We start from the raw sequence: 12664 nt of genomic DNA, 5'->3' as shown, positions 1-12664 counted from the left end.
GCATCCTCATGAACCGTCCTCTGGATGTAAAGAGCCGGCCGCAGTTGGCGCTGCAGTCGTACCTGGACGCTTTGCTGCAGGACGCCACCGACGAGGAGTTGCTGCCACCGCCGCCGATCCCGGTGCCCGCCCCGGTAGTGGTTGAAGCCTCCAGTGAAGTGCTGGATGAATTCCAGGCCGCGGTACTGGAAGAGCAGGCCCGTGACGCCGAGCTCCAGCAGCACTCGGCGCCTGCGGTTGCTGCGCCAGAGCCCGTTGCCACCCCGGTGCTGGAAGCGCCGGAGCCCATGCCAAGCACCCTCTCGCCCGTGGTGCCGATGCTCCAGGCCCTGGTGCCGCCCGTGGTGGAAGTGCACTTGCCGCCGAGCAATACGCCGCCTCCGGTCACCGGCAGCGATCGTCCCGCCTGGGCGGCAGAGCCGTTCGAGTGCCTGTTGTTCGATGTCGCGGGCCTGACCCTGGCGGTGCCCCTGGTATGCCTGGGCTCGATCTATTCCCTGGCCGGGCAGGAGCTGACGCCGCTGTTCGGCCAGCCGGAATGGTTCCTCGGTATCCTGCCGAGCCAGGCTGGCAACCTGAAGGTGCTGGATACCGCACGCTGGGTCATGCCGGATCGCTACCGCGACGATTTCCGCCAGGGCCTGCAGTACGTGATCTCGGTCCAGGGCTATGAGTGGGGGCTGGCGGTGCACCAGGTCAGCCGCTCGCTGCGCCTGGACCCCAATGAAATCAAGTGGCGCAGTCACCGTGGCCAACGCCCGTGGCTGGCCGGCACGGTGATTGAACATATGTGCGCCTTGCTCGATGTTGCCGAACTGGCGGAATTGATCGCCACCGGTGGCGCCAAGCAGATGGCGATCAGTCAAGCGGCCCACAAGCCGAAGTAAACCAACAACAGGCCGCGTCCGTCGGGCGTGGCCACACAGAACACACGCCGTTTTCAACGGTTATTTGAGGGGTCAGGGTATGAATAAGTCGTCGTCTGCACAGGGTTCCGAAGATCCGATCCTGCAATGGGTCACCTTCAAGCTGGATAACGAGTCCTACGGCATCAACGTGATGCGGGTCCAGGAAGTGCTGCGCTATACCGAGATCGCTCCGGTGCCGGGCGCACCCAGCTACGTGCTGGGGATCATCAACCTGCGCGGCAACGTGGTGACCGTAATCGATACCCGCCAGCGCTTCGGCCTGGTGCCGACCGAAGTCAACGACAACACCCGGATCGTCATCATCGAAGCCGACAAGCAAGTGGTCGGGATCATGGTAGACAGCGTCGCCGAAGTGGTTTACCTGCGCCAGTCGGAAGTCGAGACCGCGCCGAACGTCGGCAACGAAGAGTCGGCCAAGTTCATCCAGGGCGTGTGCAACAAGAACGGCGAACTGCTGATTCTGGTTGAGCTGGACAAGATGATGAGCGAAGAGGAATGGTCGGAACTGGAGAGTATCTGATTGATCCTCGAGGTAGCGGTAATTGTCCTGGCGATCCTCTGGGTCGCCACTCTGGCTCTGTTCCTGTCCTACACCCGCAACCAGCGGCAGATTGCTGCCCAGCAGGCTGAGGGTGACGCCGTGCGCGACCAGCGGATCAAGGAGCTGGCCAAGCGCGTCGACCATTACCAGAGCGGTACGGTGCGCATGGGCGAGGACCTGCACGAGTTGCGCGCTGTGGTAGCGCCTTTGCCGGACAAGCTGGCCCAGCTGGAGCAGCGTGACCCTTCCAGCCTGTCGTTCGCCCAGGCCGCGCGCCTGGTGGGCATGGGCGCCAGCGTCGACGAGCTGACCCAGTCCTGCGGCCTCACCCAGGCTGAAGCGGAGCTGGTCAGCAAGCTGCACAAAGGCTGATGTAGCCGCGAACGCGCGCTGCAAAAAGGCCCCTGGGGCCCTCATGCGGCCGGGCTGTCTCAGTAATCGTCGCCGCGTTCGGTGACGTCCTTCTCCAGTTCCGCCCGTTGCGGATCATGCCCCGCCGGGAACTTGCCCTTGAGGTTCCAGGCGAAGGCGATGATCTCGGCGATGGTCCGGTACAGCTCCGGCGGAATGCTCTCGCCCAGTTCCAGTCGCGCCAGCAGCTTCACCAGCTCGGCGTTCTCGTAGATCGGGACTTCATAGTCCCGGGCAATCTTCAGGATGGCTTCGGCCAGTTCGTCATCGCCCTTGGCGGTGAGGGTCGGAGCTTGCTGGCCATCGTATTTGAGGGCGATGGCCTGGCGTGGTGGCGGAGAGTGCTTCATGCGGTTTCGTCCACCCAGCGTTGTTCCAATCGGGTTTGCGGGCCCTGGGGCGGAGTGCCGAGGTGGCAATCCAGGTCGCCGACATTCAGTCCCGAGGCCAGCAGGCGTTCGCGCAGGTTGCCCAGGTGGCTTTCAATCAGGCTCGCCGTGTAGGGGCGCTCGGCCCAGAGCTGGCTGGACAGCCGGCCCTGGATCAGCTGTGCCTGGACTTGCAGCGGGCCCAGAGGCTCCAGGTCGAAGGCCAGGTCGACCCGCCACAGGGCCTGCTTGGGCTCACGTTCCTCGCGTTTGTGTTCCGGCTCCGGTTCCGGCGCCTCTTCGCGCTGCAGCTTGACCTGCAAGGGCACGATGTCCTGCAGGTTGCGCATGGGGATTTCCAACTGCCAGGTACTCAACAGCCGGCCATCGTCGGTCAGGCCGCTTTGCTCCAGGCTCGACAGTTGATGGCTCTGCAAACGCGATACGGCCGCGGCGGCCAGGCGCAGCAGTTGTTCCAGGTCACCTTCGCCTTCCAGGCTCTGCAGCAACCGTTCCGGCAATGGAAAGCCGGTGGGCGAAGCCTTGGCGCTGACCTGGCCGAGGGTACCCAGGGCGCTGCGCACGAAGCTGGGCAGCGACTGGGCCAGGGTGTTGGCGGCCAGGATGGCGTTGAAGCTGGTGGAGGAGGGCAGGCCCGGGGTCAGCTGGGCGATCAGGCGCAACAGGTCGGCCTTCATGTCCGGTACCTGCCCCGGGTTGGCCCCGGCCAGCAGCCGGGCTTCCAGGAACAGGCCGCTGCCCAGCAAGGCCTGGGCCACGCCGCGCGGGTTGCTCAGTTGCTGCACGTCGGGCAGGCCGGCCAGCAGGCGCTCGACGGCGGCGCGCAGGTCGGTGGAGGTGGTCGAGGGGTCACTGTCGGAGGGCAGGTTCTGCAGGGCGTTGATCAAGCTACTGAGGGAGCCCTGGCGGCTTTGCTGGCTGGCGAGTTGGGCGGCGATGGCCAATTGCTCCTGACGGCTGCTCAGGGGGACGAAATTCAGGGTCTGGGCATCCGAGACCAGGGCGCTGAGCAGGCTGCCGATGCGCAGCGGCTGCGGGCTTTCGATGCTCAGGGTGGCGCCGCTCTGTGCGGTGTTGAGCAGGCTCACCAGGGAGCGATAGATCGCCGGCTGGCTGGTGCCCTGGGGCAGCATCTGGCTGGTCAGCACCTTGGCCTGGATCAGGGTGCCGGGGGGCAGTTGGCTGGCGTCCAGGCGGGTCAGGGCGGCGACACTGGAGGCGATGGCCTGTTGCACGGTGATCGCCAGGTTGCCCGCCGAGGGTTGGGTGACCGCCAGGCTGGTGCCCTGGGGCAGGGGTTGATTGCTGGTGGCCTGCAAAGTGGTTTGCCGGCCGTTGTCCAGGGTCACTTTGAGCAGCAACTGGAACGTCTGGTCGGTCTGCTTGAGCGACAGCACTTCGGCCTTGGCGCTCTGGCCGGCGGCAATCAGGCCTTCCAGGGGCGGCACCAGCTTCAGCAGTTCCCCGCTGATCGCCTGGGGGCGCGAGGCGCCGGGCGCGGGCACCTGGGGCGCAGGCAGGATGTTCATTTCGCCTGTCATTCGGACACAACCTGTGGAAATTAGCCCTCATAAGCGTAGGGCTTCGCATGTATAATGCCGCCCGTCTTTGGGGGAGTGGTGAAAACATTGCAATTGTTTGACGCAGCTCTCTAGAACAGGCCGCCAATGCATTTATCCTGCATCTCTTTAACGGCCGCTCCGTTGCCGACTTGAACCTGTAAAGGCCCGCTATCCCTTGACCAGCCCTCTTCTCGAAGCCGTAGCACTCGCCTGTGAGCGCGATTGGCGGATGCTATTTGAACACCTCGAGTTGCGTCTGACGGGCGGCGACATGGTGCAGATCAGCGGCCCCAACGGCAGCGGCAAGACCAGCCTGCTGCGCCTGCTGGCCGGGTTGATGCAGCCCACCAGCGGCCAGGTGCTGCTCAATGGCCAACCATTGCACGCCCAGCGCGCGGAACTGGCCCGCAACCTGTTGTGGATCGGCCATGCCGCCGGCATCAAGGAGCTGTTGAGCCCCGAGGAGAATCTCAGCTGGCTCTGTGCCCTGCACCAGCCTGCCCGGCGCGAGGCGATCTGGCAGGCCCTGGCGGCGGTCGGCCTGCGCGGTTTCGAGGATGTGCCGTGCCATACCCTCTCCGCCGGCCAGCAGCGCCGCGTGGCCTTGGCGCGGCTGTACCTGGACAGCCCGCCGTTGTGGATACTCGACGAACCTTTCACCGCCCTCGACAAGCAGGGCGTGGCCCAGCTCGAAGAGCACCTGGCGGGCCATTGCGAGCGTGGCGGCATGGTGGTCCTGACCACCCACCACAGCCTGGCCCGCATGCCTTCCGGCTACCGTGACATTGACCTGGGACGGTGGGCCGCATGAGTGTGTTTGCCCTGTTGGTGGCCCGTGAAGCGCGCCTGTTGTGCCGGCGCCCGGCGGAACTGGCCAACCCCTTGGTATTTTTCGCAATCGTTGTCGCACTGTTCCCCCTGGCCGTGGGACCTGAGACACAATTGTTGCAAACCTTGTCTCCGGGGCTGGTCTGGGTAGCGGCCCTATTGTCCGTCCTGCTCTCGCTGGACGGGCTTTTTCGCAGTGATTTCGAGGATGGATCCCTGGAGCAGTGGGTCCTTTCGCCGCACCCCCTGGCTCTTCTGGTTCTGGCCAAGGTACTGGCACACTGGGTGTTTTCCGGGTTGGCACTGGTCTTGCTCGCGCCCTTGCTGGCGGTGATGCTGGGGCTGCCTGCCGCCTGTCTGCCGGTGCTGCTGATGTCCCTGCTGCTGGGGACCCCGGTGCTCAGCCTGCTGGGCGCAGTAGGCGCGGCATTGACGGTAGGGCTCAAGCGTGGCGGCCTGCTGCTGGCGCTGCTGATCCTGCCGTTGTACATCCCGGTACTGATTCTCGGCAGTGGCGCCCTGCAGGCGGCATTGCAGGGCATGCCGGCAACCGGTTACCTGCTCTGGCTTGGGAGCCTGACCGCCCTGGCAGTAACCTTGACACCCTTTGCAATAGCGGCTGGCCTGAAGATCAGCGTCGGCGAATAATAATGAGGTCTGATCATTTTTTGATCACTTCTTTCTGAGAAAAGACCCAGGCTTTTCGACCACGAAAAGCACCCGTGATGGAAATAGTGAATGAACTGGACTTGGTTTCATAAGCTCGGCTCGCCTAAATGGTTTTACGGCATCAGTGGCAAGCTGCTGCCCTGGCTGAGTGTTGCCGCCGTGTTGCTGATCGGCATCGGCGTGGTCTGGGGCCTGGCCTTTGCGCCACCGGATTACCAGCAAGGCAACAGTTTCCGCATCATCTACATCCATGTGCCGATGGCGATGCTGGCCCAGTCCTGCTACGTCATGCTGGCCGTGTGCGGTGTGGTCGGGCTGGTGTGGAAAATGAAACTGGCCGATGTCGCCCTGCAATGCGCGGCGCCCATCGGGCACTCGATCACTTTCCTGGCCCTGGTGACCGGGGCTATCTGGGGCAAGCCGACCTGGGGTTCCTGGTGGGTCTGGGATGCCCGACTAACGTCGATGCTGATCCTGCTGTTTCTGTACGCAGGTCTGATTGCGCTCAATGCCGCCATCAGCAATCGTGACAGCGCCGCCAAGGCCTGTGCGGTGCTGGCGATTGTCGGGGTGGTGAATATCCCGATCATCAAATACTCGGTGGAATGGTGGAACACCCTCCACCAGGGCGCGACCTTCACCCTGACCGAAAAGCCTGCCATGCCGGTGGAAATGTGGCTGCCGCTGCTGCTGACCTCGTTGGGTTTCTACTGTTTCTTTGGTGTGCTGCTGTTGCTGCGCATGCGCCTTGAGGTGCTCAAGCGTGAAGCCCGGACCAGCTGGGTCAAGGCCGAAGTCCAACGCAGCCTGGAGGCCGCCCGATGAGCTTTGCATCCTTCAGCGATTTTCTCGCCATGGGCCATCACGGCCTCTACGTCTGGTCGGCCTATGGCATTTGCCTGGTGGTCCTGGCTCGTGAGCTGGTGGCGCCGATCCTGGCGCGCAAGCGCTATCTGCAACAAGAGGCGCGTCGTCTGCGCCGGGAGAACGGTAAGTGAATCCGCTGCGTAAAAAGCGTCTTTTGATCATCCTGGCGATTCTGGTCGGTGTCGGCATTGCCGTTGGCCTGGCCCTCAGCGCGCTGAAGGAAAACATCAACCTGTTCTACACCCCGACCCAGATCGCCAATGGCGAAGCCCCGCTGGACACGCGGATCCGCGCCGGCGGCATGGTCCAGGCCGGTTCCCTGCAGCGTTCCGCCGACTCCCTGGACGTGAAATTCGTGGTCACCGACTTCAACAAGTCGGTGACCATCACCTACCGCGGCATCCTTCCGGACCTGTTCCGCGAAGGGCAGGGCATCGTTGCCCTGGGCAAGCTCAACGCCGATGGCGTGGTGGTGGCCGATGAAGTGCTGGCCAAGCACGACGAGAAGTACATGCCGCCGGAAGTCACCAAGGCCCTGAAAGACAGCGGCCAATCGGCACCGACACCAGCGAAAGAGGGTTAAGCCATGAGTTCCGCACTGTTCGTTCCCGAACTCGGTCACCTGGCGATGATCCTCGCCCTGTGCTTCGCCCTGGTCCAGGCCGTGGTGCCGCTGCTGGGGGCCTGGCGCGGTGATCGCCTGTGGATGAGCCTGGCCCAGCCGGCTGCCTGGGGCCAGTTCGCCTTCCTGGCGTTCGCCTTCGGCTGCCTGACCTACGCTTTCATGAGCGACGATTTCTCGGTGGCCTATGTCGCCAGCAACTCCAACAGCGCCTTGCCCTGGTACTACAAATTCAGCGCCGTGTGGGGGGCTCACGAAGGCTCGCTGCTGCTCTGGGCACTGATCCTCGGTGGCTGGACCTTCGCCGTGTCGGTGTTCTCGCGCCAGTTGCCCCAGGTGATGCTGGCCCGGGTGCTGGCGGTGATGGGCATGATCAGCACCGGCTTCCTGCTGTTCCTGATCATGACCTCCAACCCGTTTTCGCGGATCCTGCCCCAGGTGCCGGCCGATGGTCGCGACCTCAACCCGCTGTTGCAGGACATTGGCCTGATCGTTCACCCGCCGATGCTCTACATGGGCTATGTGGGTTTTTCGGTGGCCTTCGCCTTCGCCATCGCCGCCTTGCTCGGCGGTCGCCTGGACGCCGCCTGGGCTCGCTGGTCGCGGCCCTGGACCATTGTCGCCTGGGCCTTCCTCGGCATCGGCATCACCCTGGGCTCCTGGTGGGCCTACTACGAACTGGGCTGGGGTGGCTGGTGGTTCTGGGACCCGGTGGAAAACGCCTCGTTCATGCCCTGGCTGGTGGGCACGGCGCTGATCCACTCCCTGGCGGTCACCGAAAAGCGCGGGGTGTTCAAGAGCTGGACCGTGCTGCTGGCGATTGCCGCCTTTTCCCTGAGCCTGCTGGGGACTTTCCTGGTGCGTTCCGGCGTCCTGACTTCTGTGCATGCCTTCGCCTCCGACCCTGAGCGCGGCGTGTTCATCCTGATTTTCCTGCTGTTCGTGGTGGGTGGTTCGCTGACCCTGTTCGCCCTGCGCGCGCCGGTGGTCAAGAGCCAGGTGGGCTTCAACCTCTGGTCCCGGGAAACCCTGCTGCTGGGCAACAACCTGGTGCTGGTGGTGGCGGCCTCGATGATTCTCCTCGGCACCCTGTACCCGCTGGTGCTGGACGCCCTGACCGGCGCCAAGCTGTCGGTGGGCCCGCCGTACTTCAACGCGCTGTTCATTCCGCTGATGGCCCTGCTGATGGTGGTGATGGCGGTGGGCGTGCTGGTGCGCTGGAAAGACACCCCGGTGAAATGGCTGGTGGGCATGCTCGGCCCGGTACTGCTGGGCAGCGTGGCCCTGGCCGTGGTTGCGGGCATCGCCTATGGCGACTTCAACTGGGCCGTGCTGGCGACCTTCCTGCTGGCGGCCTGGGTGCTGCTGGCCGGGGCTCGCGACATCGTCGACAAGACCCGGCACAAGGGCCTGATCAAGGGCCTGCCGAGCCTGACCCGCAGCTACTGGGGCATGCAGCTGGCGCACCTGGGCATCGCGGTCTGCGCCCTGGGCGTGGTGCTGTCGAGCCAGAACAGCGCCGAGCGCGATCTGCGCCTGGCGCCGGGTGAATCCATGGAACTGGCCGGCTATCACTTCATCTTCGAGGGCGCCAAGCACTTCGAAGGGCCGAACTTCACTTCCGACAAGGGCACCGTCCGCGTGGTGCGCAACGGCAAGGAAGTGGCGGTGCTGCATCCGGAGAAGCGCCTGTATACCGTGCAGAGTTCGATGATGACCGAGGCCGGGATCGATGCCGGCTTCACCCGCGACCTGTATGTGGCCCTTGGCGAGCCCCTGGGCGATGGCGCCTGGGCGGTGCGGGTACACGTCAAGCCGTTCGTGCGCTGGATCTGGTTCGGCGGCCTGCTCACCGGTTTCGGTGGCTTGCTGGCGGCCCTGGACCGGCGCTACCGGGTCAAGGTTAAAAGCCGCGTGCGCGAAGCGCTGGGCATGACAGGAGCTACGGCATGAGACGCTGGATGATGATGCTGCCCCTGGCGGTGTTCCTGGTGGTGGCGGTGTTTCTCTATCGCGGGTTGTACCTGGACCCGGCCGAACTGCCGTCGGCGATGATCGGCAAGCCGTTCCCGGAGTTCTCCCTGCCGTCGGTGCAGGGCGACAAGACCCTGACCCGCGCCGACCTGCTGGGCAAGCCGGCGCTGGTCAACGTCTGGGGCACCTGGTGCATTTCCTGCCGGGTCGAGCACCCGGTACTGAACAAGCTGGCCGAGAGGGGCGTGGTGATCTACGGCATCAACTACAAGGACGTCAACGCCGATGCCCTGAAGTGGCTGGCCGAATTCCACAATCCCTATCTGCTGGACGTGCGTGACGAGGAGGGCTCCCTGGGCCTGAACCTGGGCGTCTACGGCGCTCCGGAAACCTTTTTCATCGACGCCAAGGGCATCATCCGCGACAAGTACGTCGGGGTGATCGACGAAGTGGTGTGGCGCGAGCAACTGGCCGCCAAGTACCAGGCCCTGGTCGACGAGGCCAAGCCATGAAGCGCTGGTTAGCCGCCGCCATCCTGGGCCTGGGCATCGCCGGCATGGCCCATGCCGCCATCGACACCTACCAGTTCGCCAACGACACCGATCGCGAACGGTTCCACGAGCTGACCAAGGAACTGCGCTGCCCCAAGTGCCAGAACCAGGACATCGCCGATTCCAACGCGCCGATTGCTGCCGACCTGCGCAAAGAGATTTTCCGCATGCTCGGCGAGGGCAAGGACAATCAGCAGATCATCGACTTCATGGTCGATCGCTACGGTGACTTCGTGCGCTACCGGCCGGCCCTGACCGGCAAGACTGCCTTGCTCTGGTTCGGCCCCGCCGGGTTGCTGCTGGGCGGGCTGGTGATCATTGTCGTGATTGTCCGGCGTCGGCGCGTGCAGCGCAGCGACAGCCCGAACACGCTTTCCGTCGAAGAGCGTCAGCGCCTCGACCAACTGCTGGATAAAAACCACCCATGATTGATTTCTGGCTTGCGGCAGGCCTGCTGCTCCTGATTGCCCTGAGTTTCCTGTTGATCCCGGTATTGCGTGAGCGTCGCGCTCAGCGTGAAGAGGATCGTACCGCGCTGAACGTGGCGCTTTATGAAGAGCGCGTGGCCGAACTGCACAGCCAGCAGCAGGAAGGCGTGCTCAGTGCCGAACAGATGGACAGTGGCCGTGCCGAAGCCGCGCGCGAACTGCTGGCCGATACCGAAGGCAGCGCTAACGTGCGCACTTCGCGCCTGGGCAAGCCGCTGCCGTTGCTGGCGGCGCTGCTGGTGCCGGTACTGGGCCTGGGCCTGTACCTGCATTTTGGTGCCAGCGACAAGGTCGAGCTGACCCGGGAGTTCGCCCAGGCGCCACAGTCCATGGAGGAAATGACCCGGCGCCTGGAGCGTGCGGTAGCGGCCCAGCCGGATTCCGCCGAAGGCCTGTACTTCCTCGGCCGTACCTACATGGCCCAGGACCGGCCGGCGGACGCGGCGAAGATCTTCGAGCGCACCGTGGCCCTGGCCGGGCGCCAGCCCGAGCTGCTGGGGCAATGGGCCCAGGCGCAGTACTTTGCCGACAACAAGCAATGGTCGGACAAGGTCCAGGGCCTGACCGACGAAGCCCTGAAAGCCGACCCCAATGAAGTCACCAGCCTCGGGCTGCTGGGGATCGCCGCCTTCGAAGGCGGGCGTTTCCAGGAAGCCATCGACTACTGGAAGCGCCTGCAGGCGCAACTGCCGCCGGACGACAACTCCCGCGCCGCGTTGCAGGGCGGTATCGACCGCGCCAGCGAGAAGCTGGTGGCCAGTGGCGGCAAGGTTGCCAGCGAACCTGCGGCCAAGGCTCAGGCCAAGGGCGCGGTGCTCAAGGTCAGGGTCGACCTGGCGGCCGAGCTCAAGGCCAAGGTCCAGCCGGGCGACAGCGTGTTCATCTTTGCTCGCGCCACCCAGGGCCCACCCGCGCCGCTGGCGGCCAAGCGCCTGACCGTGGCCGACTTGCCGGCCACGGTCGAGCTGGCGGATGCCGACGCGATGATGCCGCAGTTGAAACTGTCGAACTTCCCTGAAGTCCAACTGGTTGCGCGCGTGTCCCGCGCCGGCCAGCCGACGGCCGGCGAGTGGGTCGGGCGCAGCCAGCCTCTGGCCAGCAGCACCACCGCTGCCCAGCAGCTGACCATCGACAGCCCGGATCAATAATCAGAGAAGCCGCCATGACCGCCATCGCTCGTATCACCCTGTTATCACTGGTCCTGGGGTTGAGCGCATGTACGGTCCATCGGCCGGTGCCCACCAGCTCCGAGCCGATCCCGCCGGCAGGGCCGAGCACACGCCCGGCCCCGTCCACGGTGCCGGGTACGCCCAGCGCGCCGATCCCCGCCGCCAAGCCCCTGCCACGCACCTCCGCCAGCTTCGCGCCGCCACCGGGCGGGCACAGCCATTGGGATGCGCGGTTGGGGGTCTATGTGCTGGATGACCAGAGCAACACCTTCTACCGCCAGCGCACCTACTACCGCTGGAACAATGGCTGGAGCCGCTCCATCAGCCCTGACGGGCCCTGGGAAGACACCGATATCCATGGTGTGCCCGCCGGGCTTGGTCGCCAGTTCCAGTAACCCTGTCCGATAAGCGCAGAGGCGCAGGCCAGAGCCTGCGCCCGGGCTGGATTATTTAAGCCTCGGGATGCCTGGCCGATACAGCGGGGTGTTCCCGAGTATCAGCCGTTGAGCGCCCGATGAAGAATGACCTGAATAAACCCTATTTCACGCCGATGGTGTTCTGGCTTGCGCTGATCTGTGTGTTGTTGCTGGTGTATGGCTTTGGCCCGACCGAGGTGCCGGAGCTGATCTACCTGTCGCTGGAGCCGGTGTGCCTGCTGCTGGCATTCGTCTTCATGTACTACTTCTTCTGCTGGAGCCTGATCTCGGTCTTTCGCTTGGGCGAGATCGGCTGGAAGCGCGTGGACTACGCCTGGCTGCTGCTGGCGTCCCTGGCCCTGATCAGCGCCACCCAGGCGGTGCGCGTGGACTGGTTCCAGACCGACTACCAATTGGCGCAGCAGGCCCAGGCCGGGCTGCAGCGGCGCGTGGCCACGGAGATCGAGGACATGCTGGGCGTGGAGCACTGCAAGGCGGCCATCGCTCGCTACGAGCCCCAGGATGCGGCCCAGGTCAGCAGCCTGTGCGAGCGTTTTGCAGCGCTGGAGCGCACCGCGGACGGGCGCCTTTCGGTCTTGGCAGAGGTCAAGGTGCAGCAGGCGCTGGAGGATATCCGCGGCGAATACACGGCGGCTCCCATCCGCCAATGGCTGCAGGGCTTGAGTGAAAGCATCAAGGAACTGGAGCAGCAGCGGGCCGAGGTGCGGCGCCTGTACGGGTTGGTAACGGTCAGCGCTACCGAGAGGCTCTACAGCTACTTCGTGCCCTTGCTGCTGGTGATCGCCCTGGCATTGCGCGCCTCCAAGGTCACCGGCGAAGTGCTGCTCAAGGCACCACGGCGGCGCAAGCTGTGGCTGATCATCAACCGCCGCGTGGTCATCGATGGCCTGGGTTTTGCCCGTGGCGCCCGGGCTCGGCTGGATGAAGCCCTGGGCAATTGGCGGGTAGCCCGTTGGGGCGTGGTGCACCTGGGCTGCGACTTCATCGGCGCGCCCGGCCCCCAGGACACCCCGGTCCCGGTCACCCCGGGCTTCTATGAAAGTGAATTCCAATTGGCCAGCCTGGCCGACTTCGACAGCAGCGAGTTCGTCGAATGGGCCGCGACCCAGACCATCGACACTCTGTACCTGGTGGGGGAAACCGATGCCGGCCTGATCGGGCGCCTGCGGCTCTGGGGGGCGGCGGCCAATATCGAAGTCCTGGTGCGCGAACGCATCTGAGGCGCCC

At 64.8% G+C, this 12664-nt stretch carries 16 protein-coding genes; 14 read left to right on the top strand and 2 right to left on the bottom strand.

What is annotated here, in order from left to right:
• The first annotated feature begins 8 nt into the window (after positions 1-8).
• The 3 genes from AC1RCO_RS08105 to AC1RCO_RS08095 all read left to right on the top strand — a co-directional run bounded on the left by AC1RCO_RS08105 (position 9) and on the right by AC1RCO_RS08095 (position 1842).
• Positions 9-887, top strand: coding sequence for a chemotaxis protein CheW (locus AC1RCO_RS08105; RefSeq protein WP_236183561.1), 879 nt, complete (start codon positions 9-11; stop codon positions 885-887).
• Between the two features lie 79 nt (positions 888-966).
• Positions 967-1449 carry a chemotaxis protein CheW gene (locus AC1RCO_RS08100; protein ID WP_011060011.1) on the top strand — a complete coding sequence of 161 codons (483 nt, stop codon included), beginning with the start codon at positions 967-969 and terminating at the stop codon, positions 1447-1449.
• On the top strand, positions 1450-1842 hold the full coding sequence (locus tag AC1RCO_RS08095) for a DUF2802 domain-containing protein (RefSeq protein WP_011060012.1): 393 nt from the start codon (positions 1450-1452) through the stop codon (positions 1840-1842).
• A 59-nt stretch (positions 1843-1901) separates the two neighbouring features.
• Here AC1RCO_RS08095 and AC1RCO_RS08090 read toward each other — a convergent pair whose 3' ends face one another.
• Both AC1RCO_RS08090 and fliK read right to left on the bottom strand, forming a co-directional pair.
• Positions 1902-2231 (bottom strand): EscU/YscU/HrcU family type III secretion system export apparatus switch protein, encoded by a 330-nt coding sequence (locus AC1RCO_RS08090; protein ID WP_011060013.1) that lies wholly within the window; start codon positions 2229-2231, stop codon positions 1902-1904.
• Positions 2228-3811, bottom strand: coding sequence for a flagellar hook-length control protein FliK (gene fliK, locus AC1RCO_RS08085; RefSeq protein ID WP_492617622.1), 1584 nt, complete (start codon positions 3809-3811; stop codon positions 2228-2230). Before fliK ends, AC1RCO_RS08090 begins: the two co-directional genes overlap by 4 nt.
• A gap of 196 nt (positions 3812-4007) precedes the next feature.
• Between fliK and ccmA the strand changes: the two genes are divergently transcribed.
• The 11 genes from ccmA to AC1RCO_RS08030 all read left to right on the top strand — a co-directional run bounded on the left by ccmA (position 4008) and on the right by AC1RCO_RS08030 (position 12657).
• A complete protein-coding gene (gene ccmA, locus AC1RCO_RS08080) occupies positions 4008-4643 on the top strand; it encodes a cytochrome c biogenesis heme-transporting ATPase CcmA (protein WP_011060015.1) in 636 nt (211 codons plus the stop codon).
• A complete protein-coding gene (gene ccmB / locus AC1RCO_RS08075; protein ID WP_011060016.1) occupies positions 4640-5308 on the top strand; it encodes a heme exporter protein CcmB in 669 nt (222 codons plus the stop codon). The genes ccmA and ccmB overlap by 4 nt, the downstream gene beginning before the upstream one ends.
• A 90-nt stretch (positions 5309-5398) precedes the next feature.
• Positions 5399-6154 (top strand): heme ABC transporter permease, encoded by a 756-nt coding sequence (locus AC1RCO_RS08070; RefSeq protein ID WP_011060017.1) that lies wholly within the window; start codon positions 5399-5401, stop codon positions 6152-6154.
• Entirely contained in the window at positions 6151-6327 is a 177-nt protein-coding gene (gene ccmD, locus AC1RCO_RS08065; RefSeq protein ID WP_011060018.1) for a heme exporter protein CcmD, read from the top strand. The genes AC1RCO_RS08070 and ccmD overlap by 4 nt, the downstream gene beginning before the upstream one ends.
• The gene (gene ccmE / locus AC1RCO_RS08060) at positions 6324-6779 is read left to right on the top strand and encodes a cytochrome c maturation protein CcmE (protein WP_011060019.1); all 456 of its coding nucleotides are present in this window, start codon (positions 6324-6326) and stop codon (positions 6777-6779) included. Before ccmD ends, ccmE begins: the two co-directional genes overlap by 4 nt.
• 3 nt (positions 6780-6782) lie before the next feature.
• Positions 6783-8771 carry a heme lyase CcmF/NrfE family subunit gene (locus tag AC1RCO_RS08055; protein ID WP_011060020.1) on the top strand — a complete coding sequence of 663 codons (1989 nt, stop codon included), beginning with the start codon at positions 6783-6785 and terminating at the stop codon, positions 8769-8771.
• The gene (locus AC1RCO_RS08050) at positions 8768-9304 is read left to right on the top strand and encodes a DsbE family thiol:disulfide interchange protein (protein ID WP_015634648.1); all 537 of its coding nucleotides are present in this window, start codon (positions 8768-8770) and stop codon (positions 9302-9304) included. The genes AC1RCO_RS08055 and AC1RCO_RS08050 overlap by 4 nt, the downstream gene beginning before the upstream one ends.
• Entirely contained in the window at positions 9301-9771 is a 471-nt protein-coding gene (locus AC1RCO_RS08045) for a cytochrome c-type biogenesis protein (protein WP_011060022.1), read from the top strand. The genes AC1RCO_RS08050 and AC1RCO_RS08045 overlap by 4 nt, the downstream gene beginning before the upstream one ends.
• A complete protein-coding gene (gene ccmI / locus AC1RCO_RS08040; protein ID WP_015634649.1) occupies positions 9768-10979 on the top strand; it encodes a c-type cytochrome biogenesis protein CcmI in 1212 nt (403 codons plus the stop codon). The genes AC1RCO_RS08045 and ccmI overlap by 4 nt, the downstream gene beginning before the upstream one ends.
• A 14-nt stretch (positions 10980-10993) precedes the next feature.
• A complete protein-coding gene (locus tag AC1RCO_RS08035; protein WP_220223890.1) occupies positions 10994-11395 on the top strand; it encodes a hypothetical protein in 402 nt (133 codons plus the stop codon).
• A gap of 119 nt (positions 11396-11514) precedes the next feature.
• The gene (locus AC1RCO_RS08030; protein WP_072451665.1) at positions 11515-12657 is read left to right on the top strand and encodes an alpha/beta hydrolase family protein; all 1143 of its coding nucleotides are present in this window, start codon (positions 11515-11517) and stop codon (positions 12655-12657) included.
• The last annotated feature ends 7 nt before the right edge of the window (positions 12658-12664 follow it).

The sequence above is a fragment of the Pseudomonas sp. GW823-FHT03E05 genome (assembly GCF_058796855.1).
Note: the sequence above shows the minus strand (reverse complement) of the source record. Positions and strands in the feature narration are given on the sequence as shown.